The sequence below is a fragment of the Nocardioides alpinus genome (assembly GCF_900112035.1).
Lineage (GTDB): Bacteria > Actinomycetota > Actinomycetes > Propionibacteriales > Nocardioidaceae > Nocardioides > Nocardioides alpinus.
The window spans coordinates 88,077-104,425 of the sequence record NZ_FOKC01000007.1; the positions used below are offsets into that span (position 1 = coordinate 88,077).

19 protein-coding genes are annotated in these 16,349 nt (G+C 71.9%); 10 read left to right on the forward strand and 9 right to left on the reverse strand.

The features are described 5' to 3' along the window. Window positions 1–40 precede the first annotated feature (40 nt). Window positions 41–2,500: an immune inhibitor A domain-containing protein gene (locus tag BM127_RS14700; protein ID WP_091199642.1), complete on the forward strand. Its 2,460-nt coding sequence runs from the start codon at window positions 41–43 to the stop codon at window positions 2,498–2,500. 80 nt (window positions 2,501–2,580) lie between these two features. On the opposite strand, the gene BM127_RS14705 is transcribed toward BM127_RS14700, so the two are convergent. Together BM127_RS14705 and BM127_RS14710 are read right to left on the reverse strand one after the other, a co-directional pair. Further along, window positions 2,581–2,907, reverse strand: coding sequence for a hypothetical protein (locus tag BM127_RS14705; protein ID WP_091199644.1), 327 nt, complete (start codon window positions 2,905–2,907; stop codon window positions 2,581–2,583). Between the two features lie 97 nt (window positions 2,908–3,004). Beyond that, window positions 3,005–4,129 carry an alpha/beta hydrolase family protein gene (locus BM127_RS14710; RefSeq protein ID WP_091199646.1) on the reverse strand — a complete coding sequence of 375 codons (1,125 nt, stop codon included), beginning with the start codon at window positions 4,127–4,129 and terminating at the stop codon, window positions 3,005–3,007. Between the two features lie 99 nt (window positions 4,130–4,228). Between BM127_RS14710 and BM127_RS14715 the strand changes: the two genes are divergently transcribed. The 3 genes from BM127_RS14715 (at window position 4,229) to BM127_RS14725 (ending at window position 5,870) form a co-directional block, all read left to right on the forward strand. Then, on the forward strand, window positions 4,229–5,089 hold the full coding sequence (locus tag BM127_RS14715) for a sigma-70 family RNA polymerase sigma factor (protein WP_091199648.1): 861 nt from the start codon (window positions 4,229–4,231) through the stop codon (window positions 5,087–5,089). Between the two features lie 168 nt (window positions 5,090–5,257). Continuing rightward, window positions 5,258–5,494 carry a DUF1059 domain-containing protein gene (locus BM127_RS14720; protein WP_091199649.1) on the forward strand — a complete coding sequence of 79 codons (237 nt, stop codon included), beginning with the start codon at window positions 5,258–5,260 and terminating at the stop codon, window positions 5,492–5,494. Between the two features lie 82 nt (window positions 5,495–5,576). Further along, window positions 5,577–5,870 (forward strand): putative quinol monooxygenase, encoded by a 294-nt coding sequence (locus BM127_RS14725; RefSeq protein ID WP_091199651.1) that lies wholly within the window; start codon window positions 5,577–5,579, stop codon window positions 5,868–5,870. Between the two features lie 9 nt (window positions 5,871–5,879). Here BM127_RS14725 and BM127_RS14730 read toward each other — a convergent pair whose 3' ends face one another. The 3 genes from BM127_RS14730 to BM127_RS14740 all read right to left on the reverse strand — a co-directional run bounded on the left by BM127_RS14730 (window position 5,880) and on the right by BM127_RS14740 (window position 7,691). Next, window positions 5,880–6,191 (reverse strand): hypothetical protein, encoded by a 312-nt coding sequence (locus BM127_RS14730; protein WP_198554290.1) that lies wholly within the window; start codon window positions 6,189–6,191, stop codon window positions 5,880–5,882. A gap of 114 nt (window positions 6,192–6,305) precedes the next feature. Then, window positions 6,306–6,548: a hypothetical protein gene (locus BM127_RS14735; protein ID WP_091199653.1), complete on the reverse strand. Its 243-nt coding sequence runs from the start codon at window positions 6,546–6,548 to the stop codon at window positions 6,306–6,308. A gap of 36 nt (window positions 6,549–6,584) precedes the next feature. Then, window positions 6,585–7,691 (reverse strand): beta propeller repeat protein, encoded by a 1,107-nt coding sequence (locus tag BM127_RS14740; RefSeq protein ID WP_091199655.1) that lies wholly within the window; start codon window positions 7,689–7,691, stop codon window positions 6,585–6,587. Between the two features lie 98 nt (window positions 7,692–7,789). Between BM127_RS14740 and BM127_RS14745 the strand changes: the two genes are divergently transcribed. The 5 genes from BM127_RS14745 to BM127_RS14765 are packed head-to-tail and all read left to right on the forward strand — an operon-like array spanning window position 7,790 to window position 11,353. Continuing rightward, window positions 7,790–8,413: a mycothiol transferase gene (locus tag BM127_RS14745; protein WP_091199657.1), complete on the forward strand. Its 624-nt coding sequence runs from the start codon at window positions 7,790–7,792 to the stop codon at window positions 8,411–8,413. Window positions 8,414–8,428: 15 nt separating this feature from the next. Further along, window positions 8,429–8,743: a hypothetical protein gene (locus BM127_RS14750; RefSeq protein ID WP_091199659.1), complete on the forward strand. Its 315-nt coding sequence runs from the start codon at window positions 8,429–8,431 to the stop codon at window positions 8,741–8,743. Continuing rightward, window positions 8,740–9,801, forward strand: coding sequence for a hypothetical protein (locus BM127_RS14755; RefSeq protein ID WP_091199661.1), 1,062 nt, complete (start codon window positions 8,740–8,742; stop codon window positions 9,799–9,801). Before BM127_RS14750 ends, BM127_RS14755 begins: the two co-directional genes overlap by 4 nt. Then, the gene (locus tag BM127_RS14760; protein WP_091199663.1) at window positions 9,798–10,322 is read left to right on the forward strand and encodes a hypothetical protein; all 525 of its coding nucleotides are present in this window, start codon (window positions 9,798–9,800) and stop codon (window positions 10,320–10,322) included. Before BM127_RS14755 ends, BM127_RS14760 begins: the two co-directional genes overlap by 4 nt. Beyond that, window positions 10,319–11,353, forward strand: a complete 1,035-nt coding sequence (locus tag BM127_RS14765; protein WP_091199665.1) for a WD40 repeat domain-containing protein — start codon at window positions 10,319–10,321, stop codon at window positions 11,351–11,353. The genes BM127_RS14760 and BM127_RS14765 overlap by 4 nt, the downstream gene beginning before the upstream one ends. A 5-nt stretch (window positions 11,354–11,358) precedes the next feature. On the opposite strand, the gene BM127_RS14770 is transcribed toward BM127_RS14765, so the two are convergent. Beyond that, the gene (locus tag BM127_RS14770) at window positions 11,359–11,568 is read right to left on the reverse strand and encodes a hypothetical protein (RefSeq protein WP_091199667.1); all 210 of its coding nucleotides are present in this window, start codon (window positions 11,566–11,568) and stop codon (window positions 11,359–11,361) included. Window positions 11,569–11,673: 105 nt separating this feature from the next. On the opposite strand from BM127_RS14770, the gene BM127_RS14775 reads away from it, so the two are divergent. Beyond that, a complete protein-coding gene (locus BM127_RS14775; protein WP_091199669.1) occupies window positions 11,674–12,051 on the forward strand; it encodes a DUF1304 domain-containing protein in 378 nt (125 codons plus the stop codon). 10 nt (window positions 12,052–12,061) lie between these two features. Here the strand turns inward: BM127_RS14775 and BM127_RS14780 are convergent, their stop codons facing one another. The 3 genes from BM127_RS14780 to BM127_RS14790 all read right to left on the reverse strand — a co-directional run bounded on the left by BM127_RS14780 (window position 12,062) and on the right by BM127_RS14790 (window position 16,310). After that, the gene (locus BM127_RS14780; RefSeq protein WP_091199670.1) at window positions 12,062–13,723 is read right to left on the reverse strand and encodes an NAD(P)/FAD-dependent oxidoreductase; all 1,662 of its coding nucleotides are present in this window, start codon (window positions 13,721–13,723) and stop codon (window positions 12,062–12,064) included. A 136-nt stretch (window positions 13,724–13,859) separates the two neighbouring features. Then, window positions 13,860–15,704: a Na+/H+ antiporter gene (locus BM127_RS14785; protein ID WP_091199672.1), complete on the reverse strand. Its 1,845-nt coding sequence runs from the start codon at window positions 15,702–15,704 to the stop codon at window positions 13,860–13,862. Between the two features lie 54 nt (window positions 15,705–15,758). Further along, on the reverse strand, window positions 15,759–16,310 hold the full coding sequence (locus tag BM127_RS14790; RefSeq protein ID WP_091199674.1) for a dihydrofolate reductase family protein: 552 nt from the start codon (window positions 16,308–16,310) through the stop codon (window positions 15,759–15,761). Window positions 16,311–16,349 lie beyond the last annotated feature (39 nt).

Below are 16,349 nucleotides of genomic sequence, written 5' to 3' on the forward strand. Positions count from 1 at the left end.
ATCATGTCCACCTTCCTGCCTCTCGGAAAGGAAGAACCTCGTGAGATCCACGACCCTTGGGCTGTCCCTTGCCCTCATCACAGGAGCCGGGGCACTGACCCTGGCCCCCGCCACCGCCGCACCGTCGGCGACCAACCGCAGTGTCGGCGAGGCGCGTTCGGCGAACTCCGACCACGTCCTGCCCAACCCCGCGTCGGAGAAGCAGGCAGCGCTCCGTCAGGAAGCCTGGGCCGACGTGCTCAGCGGCGAGGCGACGCCGGAGTCCATCAGCGGCAACAGCGTCCTCAAGGTGGGCAAGGAGCGCGCGACGAGCGGACGCACCAACGCCCGCGGGACCGCGACGACCACGCAGGACCAGTACGTCGAGCTGAGCAACGAGCGGACCGACAAGGTCTTCGTGTTCCTCGTCGACTTCGGCACCGAGCGCCACCCCGACTACCCGGACAAGGACATCTCGGCGGCGACGCCCGGCCCGGTGACCTACGAGGGCCCGGGGTTCAACGAGATCCCGCAGCCGGGTCCGGACGACAACTCCACGCAGTGGCGTGCCGACTACGACAAGCAGTACTACCAGGACCTCTACTTCGGTGACGGCGAGCTCGCCGACTCCCTCAAGAGCTACTACGAGCGCCAGTCGTCGGGTCGCTACAGCGTCGACGGTATGGTCACCGACGTCACGCGGGTCCGCTACAACCAGGCGCGCTACGGCCGCAGCAACGGCTTCCCGTGCACCGGCAACGTCTGCTCCAACACCTGGGAGCTGGTGCGTGACGGCATGACCCAGTGGGTCGCCGACCAGAAGGCCGCCGGCCAGACCGACGCCCAGATCAAGGCGACGGTGGCGCAGTACGACATCCGCGACCGCAACGACTTCGACGGTGACGGCAACTTCGACGAGCCCGACGGCTACATCGACCGGTTCCAGATCATCCACGCCGGTGGCGACCAGGCCGACGGTGACCCGATCTACGGCGAGGACGCCATCTGGAGCCACCGCTGGAAGGCGTTCCAGGACACCGGCCAGGGCCCGACTCCCGGCGGCGTCGCCAACCCCGACGGCGGCACGCAGATCGGCAACACCGGGATCTGGGTGGCCGACTACACCGTGCAGCCCGAGAACGGCGGCATCTCCGTCGTCGCCCACGAGTACGGTCACGACCTCGGCCTGCCGGACCACTACGACACGGCCGCCTCTGGCGACAACCCCGTGAGCTGGTGGACCCTGATGGCCCAGAGCCGCGTCTCCGACGCCGGCGACCAGGGCATCGGCACCCGCGCCGCCGACCTCGGCGTGTGGGACAAGCTGCAGCTCGGCTGGCTCGACTACGAGACGGTGGTGGCCGGTCAGGACCGCACCATCGACCTCGGCCCCCACGAGTACAACACCAACAAGGCCCAGGGTGTGGCCGTCGTCCTGCCGGACAAGCAGATCGCGACCACCCTGCCGACGCCGCCCGAGGGCACCAAGCACTGGTTCAGCGGCTCGGGCGACGACTACCAGGCTTCGATGTCCCGCGCCGACCTCGCAGTTCCGGCCGGCACCACCACGCTGTCGCTGAAGGCCGCGTGGAACATCGAGGAGGACTACGACTACGGCTACTTCGAGGTCCAGTCCCCTGTCGGCACCGGTGCATGGACGCCGATCAGCACCACGTCGCTAGACCCCGACACCGACGGTGACACCAACCCCGCCAACGACCCGGTCAAGGAGACCGGCATCGACGGAGTCAGCAACGGCTACGTTGCGGCCACCTTCGACCTCTCGGCCTACGCCGGGCAGACCATCGGCTTCCGGGCCCGCTACGCCACCGACGGTGCCGTCCAGGGTCAGGACCCCGCACTGGGGTGGTCGGGCCTGCTGGTCGACGACATCAAGGTGACCAACGCGACGAGCACGACCGCGCTCTTCGCCGACGGCGCCGAGACGTCCCCCAACGGGTGGGCGCTCGACGGGTTCCGCTCGGTTGGGGCCAGCTACAACACGGCGTACGACCAGTTCTACCTGGCCAGCTACCGCGCCTACGTCTCCTACGACAAGTACCTCCGCACCGGTCCCTACAACTTCAGCTTCGCGGACCGGCCGGACTTCGTGGAGAAGTTCCCCTACCAGGACGGCCTCCTGGTGAACTACTGGGACTCGTCCTACAGCGACAACAACACCAGCCAGCACCCCGGTGGTGGCCTGGTGCTGCCGATCGACGCCAACCCGCAGGCGCACTACAACCTGCAGGGCCAGGCGTGGCGTGGACGCATCCAGACCTACGACGCGCCGTTCGGTCTGCAGAAGTCGGACTCCTTCTACCTGACGGCCGCAGGGCGACGCAGCTACATCCGTGGCCGCGACGCGGTCCCGACGTTCGACGACAGCAACCCCAACCGCTATTTCCAGCCGTTCGTCGCCGCGGGCCTGCCCCGCGTCGGCGTGAAGACGGCCGGAGTGGGCGTCAGGATCCGGGTGGTCTCGCAGAACGACACCAGCATGCGGATCCGCGTGCGCTGATCAGCGCCATTGAGCACCTGAACGACTGAACCGACCAGCGGGGTCGGGGGCCTCCGGGCTCCCGGCCCCGCTGTGGTGTCTCACTCCACGGGCGGCAGGACCCGCACCGAGGTGGCGGTCACGACCGGGCCGCCGCAGCCGGTGGCCCTCAGGTCGGGGGCGCCGGTGACCTGCACCCGGTCGTGCCTCACGAGCTCGGCCGCGAGCTCGCCGGCGATGGTCCAGGTGATGTCGTTGTCGTCCCTGACCACCACACAGTCGCCGTCCTCGACGACCTGGCCGACGACGCGGACCTTCTGGAGGCCCTCGCTCGGAGGCGTGGTGGTGCCGGTGGACGGCTCCGTGGTCGGCTCGGTGGACGGCTCCGCGGTCGGCTCGGTGGACGAGCTCGGGTCGGTGGCGCTCATGTCGGACCCCCCGCCGCACCCGGAGACGGACAGGACGAGGACGGCCGCCGCGACAGACCCGAGAAGTGTGCTGCGCATGGTGGTGGGACGTGCCCGGTCACCCAGCCGCTCCCTCGGGCATGCGCGCGCGCAGGAAGGCCACCGTGCGGTCCATCGCCGCGATGAACGCCGGCCCGAACGCGTGGGCGTCGTCGTACCACTCCAGGGTGGAGTCGACGCCCGCCTGCGTCAGCGCCCGCTGCGTCGCGCGGGCCCACGGCGGCGGGCAGGTGTCGTCGAAGCGCCCGTGGACCAGGAGCACCGGCTCGGTGATGTCGCCGAAGGCGGGCCGTGAGGAGACACCGCGCCAGAACTCGGGGTCCTCGCCCGGCAGGCCGTGCCGTCCACGGAAGTCGGCCTTCAGCTCCGCCAGGGGCGCGTCCGGGCGCTGGAACTGGTCGAAGTTCTCCGCCTCCAGGCTGGAGACCGACGCCCAGCCGACCCCGGCGGCGAACAGTCCGGGCTCGGCGGCGAGTGCCTTGAGCATCACGCCGCCGCCCATCGACCGCCCGAAGAGGGCGACGCGGTCGGGGTCGACGCGTACGTCGCGGGAGTCCCGCAGCGCGTGGACCGCGGCCGCGACGTCGGCGGAGTAGCCGAGCCGGACGGCCTGCTGGACGCGCGGGTCGTCGGTCGACTCGGCGTGGTTGCGGTAGTCGACGTGCAGCGCGACGAAGCCGCGCTGGGCCAGGAACCCGCGCTCGCGGGTCATGCCCTGCCCCCGGACGTAGTAGGCCGGGTCGATGTAGCCGTGCGCCAGCACGACCGCCGGCCATCCTTGGTCACCTCCGGGTGCGCGACCGGTCGGCACGTTGAGGACGCCACTGATCCGCAGCGGTGCCGTGCCCTTGCCGGCCGTGGTCGAGGCGAACGTGACGTCGTACGACGTGTAATCGGGCGTGCGCTCGCGGACCGCGCCGAGGCGGAGGTCGCCGCCGGTGAGGTCGGCCGCGGCGAGGGCCGCGACGGAGATCGGGTTCGGCGGGTCCTCGGTCGGCTCCTCGGTCGGCTGCTCGGTGGGCTCCTCCGACGCCGTGGGCTCCTCGGTCGGGGTGCTCGCGCTGCTCGACGGGGCGGGTGTCTCGGAGGTCGGAGTGGGTCCTGCGGTCTCCGTGCCCGAGCAGGCAGCGAGGAGGGGCAGGGTCGCCAGTGCTGTCGCGCCGCGGCGCCAGGGGCCGTCCATTCCTCCAGTGTGCGGGACGCCTCCCAGCCCGGTCGGTCACAGATGCGGTCGCCCGCACGTCGGGAGAGTGGGAACAATGACCGTGGAGAGGGTGGGCGCATGGACCAGACGGAGATGTTCGAGGCCGAGCGGCCGCGACTGCTCGGCATCGCGAGCCGGGTGCTCGGCGACCACGCCGAGGCCGAGGACGTCGTCCAGCAGGCGTGGCTGCGGCTCGACCGCGCGGCGTCCCGCGATGGCAGCCCGGACGGCGCCGGTGGGATCGACAACCTCGCGGCCTGGCTCACCACCGTGACCACGCGGCTGTGCCTGGACCGCCTGCGGGCACGTACGCCGGTGCCGGTCGAGGACATCGAGCTCGCGGAGACCGCCCCGGACCCGGCCGACGACGTCGCGCTGGCCGACACGGTCGGCATCGCGCTGCAGGCGGTGATCGACCGGTTGTCACCGCGCGAGCGGGTCGCCTTTGTGCTGCACGACAGCTTCGCCTTCGAGTTCGCCACGATCGCCGCAGTGCTCGACACCACCCCGGCCGCGGCCCGCAAGCTGGCCTCGCGTGCCCGCGCCAAGGTCGCCCAGCCGGCGCCCGAGGACGCGCTGGCCGACTGGGAGGTGGTGGACGCCTTCATGGCGGCCGCCCGGGAGGGCGACTTCGAGCGCCTGCTCCAGCTGCTCGCCCCCGACGCCGTCGTCGGTGCGGACGAGGCGGCGATCCTGGCCGGCACCCCGGCCGCGATCGAGGGCCGCGACGAGGTCGCCGCCTTCTTCAACGGCAGCGCCCACTCGGCCCTGGCCGTCTTCGTCGGGGACCGTCCCGCGTCGGCGTGGTTCCTGCGGGGCGAGGCCAAGGTGGTCTTCGACTTCGCCGTCGACGACGGTCGCGTCACCGCCATCACCTTCCGGGCCGAGCCCGCGGTCCTCGCCCGGGTCGTACGCCGCTCCGGCGGGGAGCCGAAGTGACACACCACCAGCCAGGTCCCACGGTCAGGTGCGTTGCGTGGTGACACACCCCGTGTCACCACACGGCGGCCCCGGTGCCGGGATGCTGCACCTGGTGCTTCACGTCCCGCGGTCACACCGGCACCCCGCCAGACGTCAGACCAGCAGAACCCCTACGGAGGAGAACCCATGAAGACGATGACCTGTCGCCAGCTCGGCGGCCCCTGCGACCTCGCGCACCGGGGCGAGACGCACGACGACGTGATCAACGCGCAGGACCAGCACCTCAAGCAGGCGGAGAAGGCCGGCGACGCGGCCCACCAGCCGGCGCGCGACGAGATGAAGAGCCGCTGGCGGCACCCGAAGAAGTCGCTCGGCTGGTACCGCGACATGAAGCAGGCCTTCGCGGACCTGCCCGAGGGCTGATCCGCCGCGGTGGGAGGCGAGCCTCTTCCCAGCCGGGTCACGTCGTCGCACACTGGGTCCCCACCCACCCAGAGGACCCTCCATGACTGAGCTCCAGGTCGTTGCCACCATCCCCACCAAGCCCGAGGCCGCCGATGCCGTCCGGGAGGCGCTGACGACCCTGGCGGAGGCGACCCGCGCCGAGGACGGCTGCCTGGCCTACGACCTGTTCGAGTCGGGCAGCGCTCCGGGCACGTTCGTGACGGTGGAGCGCTGGACGGACTCCGCAGCGCTCGACGCCCACATGGGCATGCCGCACGTGGCGGCTGCGTTCGCGGCCGCAGAGGGTGCGCTCAGCGGTGAGGTCGCGATCCACCCTCTCCAGCCCGTCGGCTGAACCAGCGGATCAGCGTCGGCGGTCGGCCAGCACCCAGGCTGCGCCGGCCGCGACGGCGGTGACGCCGAGGACCGAGGGCCACGTCCCGACCTTCTTGGCGAGCGGGTGCGAGACACCCATCGCGGCCCAGTAGACCGCCGACAGCCCGACCGCCAGAGGCGCCCCGCCGACGGCGTACCACTGGCGCGCCGCCACCACGTTGGCGCCGAGCATGGCAGCTCCGCCGAGAGGACGTACGCCGGTCTGCTGGGCGAGCGCGAAGCCGCCGACGAGTCCGGCGGCGAGCAGGGGGGCGGTGGGGACGGAGCTCAGGTCAGGCACGTCACCGAGCCTAGCCAGCGTCGCCTCCCGCGACGAGTGACCACCATGAAGGCAGTTCGTCGCGTGATCCGCTCTCGTCACGCTCGGCGCGTAGCGCCCGTGCACCAACTGCCTTCATGGTGTCGAACCAGAGGTCCGACGCCGGCGCTCGATCTCGCAGGTCTGCGCGAGCCCGAGCGCCCAGCACGTCGGACACCCGCGCAGCAGCACCGCGGCCGGCACTACCAGCAGCAGGGCGAGCGGTCCGAGCCACGGCACCAGCACGAAGGCCGCCACCATCAACGGCAGGCCGAGCGCCCCCCGGACGAGGTGCCGGGGGACGCTGCGGCTGGCGAACATGGTGTCGGGCTGGCTCACGCTCGTCCTTCGAGGCGAAGCCCCGGCCCGGATGGGTCAGCCGCGACCCACCCGGCCGAGGGTGCCGGCCGCCCAGCAGACCTTCGCGACGCAGTCGACGACGTGGTAGCCGAGGTCGCTGACGCGGGTCCACGTGGCGCCACCGTCGCGGGTGAGGCTGGTGCCCACCGAGCCCTTGTAGTCGCCCGTCGCGACAGCGACCTTCCAGCCACGGACGTACGTCACGTCCTCGCCGACGTGGGTGAGGCTGATGCCGCCCGTCCAGGTGCGTCCGTCGCGGGTGTAGGCCACGTTGTCGTCGTTGACCGGCTTCTCGCCGAAGTCACCACCGACGGCGATCCCCCGCCGCGGTGAGGCGAAGGCGCCCGCGAAGCCACCGGCGGCCGGCCCGGCCGGGATCCCCGACTCGACAGCCGTCCAGGTCAGGCCGCGGTCGTCGGAGCGGAGCACCCGCGACCGCTTCCCACCGGTGATGAGGAAGGCCGCCTTGCCGGCGGTGACGAGGCAGTCGCCGCTCGCGGCGAAGCCGAACTCCTTGTCCGACGCGGGCATCCCGGCGGAGGGGAGCACGGTCCAGGTCCGCCCGCGGTCGCTGGTGGACAGGATCCGCAGCTTGCCGTCGACCGGGTCGCTGACCGCGAGGCCCTTGCGGCCGCCCGGGTAGAACGCCATGCAGTCGTAGAACGCATCGGCATCGGGGTTGCGGAAGGCCTCCGTCCAGGAGGCGCCGCCGTCGGTGGAGCGGTAGATCCGCGATGCCTCGCCGGGGCCGATCGCCAGGACGTGGGCGACCTTGCCGTGCACCTCGACGTCACGGAAGGACAGGCCCGCGGTGTCGTCGGGACTGACGTCGGTCCAGGTCTCGCCGCGGTCCGTCGTGCGGAAGACGCGTGCCGGGCCGCCGTCGGTGAGGCTCTCGCCAGTGACCCACGCCTCCTTCTTGCTCACTGCGGTGAGGCCACGGAAGTTCTGGTCGGCGTCGATGACCGACTCGGTCCAGTCGTCGTCGAACGGGTTGCTCTTCACAGGAGCGGGCTTCACGGCCGAGGAACCTGCTTGGGGGTCGGGCGCCGAGGTGGCGGTCGCTGGGAAGGCCAGGGCCAGGGCAAGGGCGGGGATGAGGGTGACTCCGAGTCGTCGCATCCGGCCACCTTGCAGCCGCATACGGCTGCTTGTCCAGCATCGACACGGACGGCGCATGCGGCAGCCGATCGTCCGGTGGCGGGGCTAGCGTCGGTGCCATGACCACTGACGACATCTGGGTTCCGCCGCCCTGGGAGCCACCGATCGCCGGCACCGAGGCCGAGCACCTGCTGGGCGCCCTCGGGCGGATGCGGACCACCCTGCGGTGGAAGGCCGACGGCCTCGACGAGGCGGGCCTGCGCAGCCGGATCAGCTCCTCGCGCCTCTCGCTCGGCGGGCTGCTGCTGCACCTCGCGATGGGGGAGGACTACTACCTCACCACCAAGCTGCGCGGTGAGGAGCTGGTCGAGCCGTGGCGCTCGCTGGGCCACGACGGCACGGACGAGTGGGAGTTCACGACCGAGGCGTTCAGCGCGGCCCAGACGTACGCGATCTTCGACGACGCGGTCCGGCGCAACGACGCCCGGCTCGAGGGGGCGCTGGCCGAGGGCGGTCTCGAGCTGGTCGCCCACGTCGACGACGGCAACGGCAACCACCCCCGGTTGCGCCGGCTGCTCGTCGACCTGCTCGAGGAGTACGCCCGGCACACCGGTCACGCCGACCTGCTGCGCGAGGCCGTCGACGGCCGGGTGGGTGAAGACCCGCCGGAGGACTGGACCCCGCCGTGGCTCTGGACGAGGCCCGTCCAGGGGTCCGCGCACGGTTTACGGGGTGCGGATTGAGGGGAGGTCACAGGCATGTCGACCTACCAGGTGGATCCGGACGAGCTGCGGGCCGGCGCGAGCGACCTGCGCAGCGCCGCGAGCGCGGCACGCGCCGCTGACGGGACGGACGCGATCTCCACCCTGGGTGCCGCGCTGCCCGGCTCCAGCACCGCGTCGGTGATGCCGCAGCTCGCGACGGCGTGGGACGAGGGCATCGACTCGTGGGCGGGATCGGTCGACGACTTCGCCGACGGCCTCGACGCGGCGGCCGCGGACGCCGAGGCGGCGGACGCCAGCGCCAGGCTCGTGCAGGAGTGGCTCCAGAAGTTCCTCGGCGGTGGGTCGTGAGCATCACCTGGGGTGACCTGAGGTCCTGGCGTGCCGCCGGCGTCACGTCCGCGAGCGACCTGCTGCGCGCGGACATCAAGGCCCTGGAGCTGGCGCGCGACGCGGTCGAGAGCGACGCGATCCCGGCCTCCTTCGAGGGCTTCGCGCGCATCGCGGCCGTGGCTCGCCAGGCCGCCCTGGTCGCGACGATGGAGACCCACCTCGAGGGCCTCACGTCCTTCGAGCGCACCGTCTACGGCCAGGTCGCGACCGTCACGAGCATCGAGAGGGCCGTCCAGGACGTCGACACCGACGCAGCGGCCCAGCAGTTCTCCATCGACTCCTCCGGCACCGTCTCCGACGTCTCGCCGCCCCGGACCTTTGACAACACCTTCGAGCGCAACGAGCACCAGGACGGTCGGCGCCGCCAGCTCGAGGCCCTGGTCGCCCGGATGACCGCCGCCCTCGACGACGCCTACGCCGTCGACTCCGCGATCATCGGCGCCCGCCCGCACGGCTCCTTCAGCGACGACGGTCCGGACTACGTCGTCGACCCCGAGGTCGAGCGCGAGTGGGCCACGATGAGCGACGACGAGCGCCGGGCCGTGATCGAGCACATCGCCGAGGAGCAGGCCCGCGAGGCCGGTGTCGACGACTTCGAGGTCCGCATCGAGGACCTCGAGGACGCGGACGGCGACGGCGTGGACGACGACCCCGACACCGACTCGCGCGGCAGCTGGAGCGAGGACGACCGCGTGCTGCGCATCGACGAGGGCAACCTCGACGACCCGACCATCCTGGGCACGGTCGCCCACGAGGTCCGTCACGCCGAGCAGCGCAAGGCCGTCGACGACCTCCCGTGGTGGCCGTGGGAGGACTATCACGGTCCGCCGGGAGTGAGCCAGGAGGAGGTCGAGTCGTGGGAGGACAACTTCGACGACTACAAGACCTCGGACGACGACGGCTTCGACGCCTACCATGACCAGCCTGTCGAGGCAGACGCCCGCGAGACCGGCGGCGGCTACCTCGACGACCTCGACCGGGACGACCTCGAGCGGATCAGGGAGGAGGCACGATGACCACCCACGCAGCCGACCCCGCGGTCGCGGACCTCGCGCTCGTCTACGCCGGGACCCGCTCGCTCGCCGACCTCGCGCGCCTGCGCGACGCCGTACGCAGCTCGCCGGGGTTCGACGTCGGCCTCGACGTCGTCGGCGCGGTCTCGCCCGCCATGGCGCGGGGTGACCACGCAGCGGCGGTCGCCATCGTCCAGGCGCTGATGCCCGGCGCCTTCTTCTCCCCCTCGGCGCACGCCGCGCTGGGGGCGGCGCACGCCGCGCTCGGCGACGACGCGCGCGCCGGTGCCGAGCGGCGTACGCAGGTGCTCGCCCTCGAATCCATCCGCAGCACCGGCGACGGCACCCGCGAGCGTCCGTGGAGCGTGCTGCGCATCAGTGACCAGTACGACGTGCTGCGCGCCGACCGCCGCGTCCCGCGCGAGCAGACGCTCCTCGTCGTCGCCGGCCGCTCCCTCGACCGGCACGTGTGCGAGGACGGCAGCGAGGCGTGGTTCGAGGTCGGCCGGCTGGTGGGTGCGTGAGGTCGGGCCGGATCGCCGTCGCTGTCGTCGCGCTCGTGATGATCGCCGGATGCTCCTCGGACGACGGGACCGCCGGCTCCGCCACCGGCGGCCCCGGTGAGGGTGAGCAGGTCGAGGTGCCCGGCGTCCGGGTCACGGGGGACTCCGCAGCCCTGAGTCCCGACGGGACCCGCGTCGCGGTGCCCTGTGACGGCCGGTTGTGCGTGTGGTCCACGGCTGACGGCTCGCTCGAGGACGGGTGGGACGCAGGGGGCGTGGTCGCGTGGAGCGCCGCCGGACTGCTCGCCACCGACCGCACCTACGGCGGCACTGTCGCCGTGCAGGTCCTCGACCCCGGGACCGGCGAGGCCGTGGCGGGCGCGGACGCGTACGAGTCCGAGGTCGTCGAGGACGGCCCCGGCGACGGGCTGCGCGACCTGGCCTTCTCGGCGGACGGCGAGACCCTCGCCGGTGTCGGGGCCGACGGCGTCGTACGCCTCTGGCCGGTGGCCGACCCGCTCGCGGTCGTGGAGGTCGACCCCGAGGGCGACGCTCCCGTCGCCGTGGCCTTCGAACCTGACGGGTCGCGGGTCGCGATCGCCTCCTCCGACGCCCCGGTGGCCGTCCACGACGCCCGCACCGGGGAGGCACTCGGCTCCCTCGGCGGCGCCCCGCAGGGTGACGTGGCGTGGAGCCCGGACGGTGCCCGGATCGCCACGGCGTCCTTCGCGCTCGACGACGAGGCGGCGACGACGATCTGGGACGCGGAGTCCCTCGAGGTCGAGGCGACGCTGCCGCGACCGGCGTACCGGCTCGCCTTCGCTCCCGACTCCACGGCGCTGGTGCTGAGCGAGAAGGAGCAGACCGACGTCCTGGTGTGGACCTGGGCCGACGACGACCTGCGCACCCTGTCCGGCGCGACGGACGTGCCGCGCGCGGTGCTGGTGGCGCCCGACGGGACGCGGATCTTCGCCGTCAGCCCCCGCGACGGGGTGCTGTCGTGGGACGTGTCCGGCGGGGACGTCACCACGTTCGACCAGCCGGAGGAGTGACGCCGCTAGCTCGACGGCTCCGGGGCGTCGATGTCGGTGCACGTCACCTTCGGGTTCACGCCGGTGTAGTTGAGGGGTCCGGCGACGATGTTGAGCGCGATGTCGCTCACCTCGGAGCAGTTGGTGTCGGTGTCGTCGAAGTAGCCGCGCTGGAAGGCGGCGAACGCGCCGATCACCAGCCAGATCACCAGCAGGATGCCGATCAGTCGTCCCATGGGAGCCTCCTCGTGTCGCCCGGCCGGGTGGCCAGTGCTCGATCATGCGCAGGTCGTGCCTGCGCATGCCACCCACTCAGGGGTAGGCCGCCCTACGCTGCGTCCATGACGATCTTCACGGTGGGGTTCACGGTGCTGGCAGCCCTGCTCCACGTCTACATCTGGGTGCTCGAGTCGTTCCGCTGGACCGAGCCGTCGACCCGCAGGACCTTCGGGGTCTCCGAGGCCGACGCCCAGGTGCTGAGGTCGATGGCCTACAACCAGGGGTTCTACAACCTCTTCCTGGCGATCATCACGCTCGTCGGCGTCGGCCTGCTCAAGACCGAGCACTGGGTCGGGTCGGCCCTCGCGCTGGCCGGCACCGGCTCGATGCTCGCGGCCGCGATCGTCTTGGTCCTCCACGACCGGACGATGGTGCGGGCGGCCCTGATCCAGGGGACGCTGCCGGCGCTCGCGGTGCTGTTCCTGCTCCTCGAGCTCTAGGTCGTGGCCGCTAGCCGGCCAGCCAGCTGTGCACGAGCGAGACCACCGAGGCACCCTCACCGGTGGCGGAGGCGACCCGCTTCATCGAGCCGGAGCGGATGTCGCCGATCGCGAAGATGCCCCGCAGCGTGGTGGCGAGGTCGGCAGGAGGTACGTCGTCGTGCCAGTGCTCGCGGCTGATGTCGCGGCCGGTGAGCACGAACCCCTTGGCGTCGAGCTCGACCGCGTCCGGCAGCCAGCCGCACTCCGGCGCGGCGCCGAGCAGCAGGAACAGCCCGCGCGCCTCGACCCGCTCGCGGCTGCCGGTGTCGACGTCCTCGAGGTCGAGCCACGCCAGGTGGCTGACCTCGTCGGGTCCGCCGTCGACGACCCGCGTCGAGCCGCGCACGGTGATGCGCGGGTTCCACTCGACCTCGTTGATGAGGTAGGACGACATGGTGGCGGTCAGGTCGCGGCGGCGTACGACGATCGTGACCTGGCTCGCGAAGCGGGCCGCGTGGATGGCGGCCTGCCCGGCCGAGTTGCCGCCGCCGACGATGACCACGTGGTCGCCGGCCAGCTCGCGCGCGGCCTGCATCGCCGCCCCGTAGTAGACGCCGCGGCCGACGAGCTCCTCGAGGGAGTCGACGCCGAGGCGGCGGTAGTCGACGCCCGTGGCGATGAGGACGGAGCGTGCGTGGACGTCGCCGCCCTCGGTGTGCACGATGTGGTGGTCCCCGTCCTCGCACGGTGAGATGCCGGTCGCGGGCCAGCCGGTGAAGAAGCGGGTGCCGAAGCGCAGCGCCTGGCCGCGGGCCCTCTGGGCCAGTCGCATGCCGGAGATCCCGCGGGGGAAGCCGAGGTAGTTGCGGATCATCGAGCTGGTGCCGGCCTGCCCGCCGATGGCCTCGGCCTCGAGGCAGACCGTCGAGAGCCCCTCGCTGGAGGCGTACACGCTTGCGGCGAGCCCCGCCGGACCGGCGCCGACCACCACCAGGTCGACCACCTCGTCGAGCTCGATGTCGTCGGGGCGGCCGTAGAGCTGGTTGGCCAGCGCGCGGACGCTGGGGCAGTGCCCGCACCAGCCGACGAGGGACGACACGACCGGCCAGCGGCCCTCGTCCTCGGGGCAGTTCTCCATGACTGCTCGGCCGATCTCGCTGTCGGGGTGGTGCACGCCGGCCGGCATGCCGACCCGGCCGAGGTAGTCGAGGAGCTCGCGGGTGAGGGCGTCCTTCTCGGGCGTGATGATCCGGACGTTCTCGATGACGGGGGCCGCGACGGTCGCGTTCCACTCGTTGAGCATCTCGCCGATCGCGCCGTGGAACTCCTCGTCGCGCGGGCCCTGCGGCATCAGCAGGAGGGCGTCGACCTTGCCTGCCGCGACCGCGGCGCGGAAGTCCGCGTTGTCGGCCCGGAAGCGGCTGATGTGAGACACGATCACCCGCCGCGCCGTCGGCACGACCTTCCGGGTGCCGCCGATGAGGGCGTGGAGCGTGTCCTGGTCGTGGTCGCTGTCGATCACGAACAGCGCGACCTGGTGCCCCGACCCCATCAGCTCCTTGGCCGTCGCCCTGGCGGTGAGCTCGTCGCCGACGAGGCGTACGTCGTACTCCCGCTCGTACCTGGCGAACGCCTCCGCGAGCACGTCGGCGTGGTGTGCGGAGGCGATGACGATCGCGGGCGCTCCCATGTCACGACACTAGCCGGGAACGACGAAGTCGTGCCCGGCGTGTGGCGGGAGGTTGAGCAAGCCCGCGGGCGAGCTCGCGAGCACGCGACGGCGTGTCGAAACCCCCTTCTAAGGCTGGGCTGCTCGAGGCGATCTCTCAGCCGGTGAGGTTGTGGACGTAGCACCAGCGCCACGACTCGTCCGGCTCCGCGGACTGCATGACCGGGTGCAGGGTCTCGTGGAAGTGGGACGCCGCGTGCTTGCCGACCGAGGAGTCACAGCAGCCGACGTGGCCGCAGTCCAGGCACTGGCGCAGCGACACCCAGGGGGTGCCGTCGGCGAAGCAGGTCGCGCAGACGGGATCGGCGACGGTCTCGATCGCCGGGTGAGCGTCGAGGTCGTCGCACTGGCGCCCGCCGGTGAAGGCGATCGACCCGACGCGCGTGCGCTCCGGGGCCTCCGCGCCGGCGTCGAGCATCGACTCCTCGATGTCGAGCATCCCGAGGACCTGGCTGACCACCTCGGACGGCACCCTGCCCTTGCTCCGGACCAGCAGCACCTTGGCGCGCTCGGCGTCGATCATCTCCCCGCGGATCCGCGCGTAGAGCACCGACGGCGTCTCCTGGTCCTCGGCCGTGGCGAGCTGCTCCCAGGCGGCGAACGAGCGCTGGTCGAGGCGTGACCTGATCTGCTCGGACACGCCGTGGTGGTCGTCGTACTCCAGCTCGTCGAGCTTGGCCAGACCCGCGTCGGCGGCCTGCTGCAGGAGCGCCGCGCGGGCGAGGGCGTCCTCGGCCGGGTCGGGAGCAGGTACGTCGAGCAGCCGGGTGAGCAGCGGCAGGGTCAGGCCCTGCAGGAACAGGGTGCCGGCCACGACGGTGAAGGCGACCAGCAGGAGCACCTCGCGGTGGGGGGCGTCGTCGGGGATGACGAAGGCGGCCGCCAGCGTGACCACGCCGCGCATGCCGGCCCAGCCGATGAGGAAGGTCCACGACGCCGGCAGCGGGTCGGCGCGCAGGCCGCGGGCCAGCCAGGTGACGAAGACCCAGACCAGGCGCACGACGATGACGGTGACGAGGGTGGCTCCGCAGACCAGCGCGATCCGGCCGGGCGAGAGCGTCGAGTCGGCGACGTCGGCGAGGATCCAGTCGAGCTGGAGGCCGATGAGCAGGAAGACGGTGTTCTCGAGGACGAACGCGACCGTGCGCCAGGTGATCCGCTCGGTGATCCGCGACTGCGCGGTCTGGATGATCGGCGCCTTGTGCCCGAGCAGCAGGCCGGCGACCACGACCGAGATCACTCCCGACGCGTGCACCTCCTCGGCGGCGACGAAGGCGGCGAACGGTGTGAGGAAGGAGATCGCGGTGTCCATCAGCGGGTCGGTGATCCGCTTGCGCAGCCACGCGACCAGCAGGAAGAAGGCGATCCCGATCAGCAGCCCGCCGCCGGCCGCGCGGAGGAAGTCGAGGCCCACCTCGGCGACAGCCACGCCGCCGGCGAGGGCGGCGATCGCGGTGCGCAGCGCGACGAGGGCGGTGGCGTCGTTGAGCAGCGACTCGCCCTCGAGGATCGTCACCACGCGCCTCGGCAGTCCGATCTTGCGGGCGACCGCGGTCGCCGCCACGGCGTCGGGCGGTGCGACCACCGCGCCGATCGCGATGGCCGCCGCCCAGCCGATGCCTGGAATGAGCCACTCCACGACCGCGCCGACCGCGAGCGCGGTGAGGACGACCAGCACCACCGAGAGCCGCAGGATGGAGCCCCTGTTGGCGTTGAAGTCGACCAGCGAGGTCTGGATCGCCGCTGCGTAGAGCAGGGGCGGCAGCAGCCCGAGCAGGACCACCTCGGACTCGAGGTGGATGGTCGGCACGCCCGGGACGTAGGACGCCGCGGCGCCGACGACGATCAGCAGGAGTGGTGCGGGGAAGTGCAGGCGGTCACTGACGGCGGTGGCAGCCAGCACGACGGCGGCCATCGAGACGAGGAGCAGGGCGAGTTCCACGTGGTGAAGTCTCCCAGACGGGCTGCTCGTGTCTCGACCATCAGATGACCGGGGTCAGCGGACGACGTCGTAGACCTGGAGCGTGATCCCGTTGGAGTAGGCGGCGTGCTCGGTGAGTGCGAGCCTCGTCTTGTCGCCCTCGCCGAAGAGCCGCTTGCCGCCGCCGAGCACCAGTGGGAACACCAGCAGGTGGTAGCGGTCGACCAGGCCGGCGGCGGCCAGCCCCTGCGCCAGGGTCGCGCTGCCGTGCACGTGGATCTCGCCGCCCTCGGTCTCCTTGAGCGCGGCGACCTCGTCGAGGGAGCGGAGGACCGAGGTGTTGTGCCACTCGGGGTCCTGCAGCGTGGACGAGACGACGTACTTGGGCATCGCGTTGTAGGTCGCGAACTCCTCCATCGAGGGCCACACCGGGGCGAACTCGTCGTACGACTGGCGTCCGAGGAGGAGCGCGCTGGCTGCCAGGGTCTCGCGGCCCTTGATCTCGTAGGCCGCCTCGTCGAAGGCGACGTCCTTGAAGGTCCAGCCGGCGTGCGGGTGCTCGCCGCCGCCGGGGGAGTCGACGATGCCGTCGAGGGTGATGAACTCGGTGACGACGATGGGACGCATGGGGTGTTCCTCTTTTCGATCAGGTCGGGGTGGGGACGG

Bases quoted from the DNA above. Each gene is read 5' to 3' on its own strand.
- BM127_RS14705 (WP_091199644.1), bottom strand. From the start codon at position 2,907: ATGAGCGCCACCGACCCGAGCTCGTCCACCGAGCCGACCGCGGAGCCG.
- BM127_RS14710 (WP_091199646.1), bottom strand. From the start codon at position 4,129: ATGGACGGCCCCTGGCGCCGCGGCGCGACAGCACTGGCGACCCTGCCC.
- BM127_RS14715 (WP_091199648.1), top strand. From the start codon at position 4,229: ATGGACCAGACGGAGATGTTCGAGGCCGAGCGGCCGCGACTGCTCGGC.
- BM127_RS14720 (WP_091199649.1), top strand. From the start codon at position 5,258: ATGAAGACGATGACCTGTCGCCAGCTCGGCGGCCCCTGCGACCTCGCG.
- BM127_RS14725 (WP_091199651.1), top strand. From the start codon at position 5,577: ATGACTGAGCTCCAGGTCGTTGCCACCATCCCCACCAAGCCCGAGGCC.
- BM127_RS14740 (WP_091199655.1), bottom strand. From the start codon at position 7,691: ATGCGACGACTCGGAGTCACCCTCATCCCCGCCCTTGCCCTGGCCCTG.
- BM127_RS14745 (WP_091199657.1), top strand. From the start codon at position 7,790: ATGACCACTGACGACATCTGGGTTCCGCCGCCCTGGGAGCCACCGATC.
- BM127_RS14750 (WP_091199659.1), top strand. From the start codon at position 8,429: ATGTCGACCTACCAGGTGGATCCGGACGAGCTGCGGGCCGGCGCGAGC.
- BM127_RS14760 (WP_091199663.1), top strand. From the start codon at position 9,798: ATGACCACCCACGCAGCCGACCCCGCGGTCGCGGACCTCGCGCTCGTC.
- BM127_RS14770 (WP_091199667.1), bottom strand. From the start codon at position 11,568: ATGGGACGACTGATCGGCATCCTGCTGGTGATCTGGCTGGTGATCGGC.
- BM127_RS14775 (WP_091199669.1), top strand. From the start codon at position 11,674: ATGACGATCTTCACGGTGGGGTTCACGGTGCTGGCAGCCCTGCTCCAC.
- BM127_RS14780 (WP_091199670.1), bottom strand. From the start codon at position 13,723: ATGGGAGCGCCCGCGATCGTCATCGCCTCCGCACACCACGCCGACGTG.
- BM127_RS14790 (WP_091199674.1), bottom strand. From the start codon at position 16,310: ATGCGTCCCATCGTCGTCACCGAGTTCATCACCCTCGACGGCATCGTC.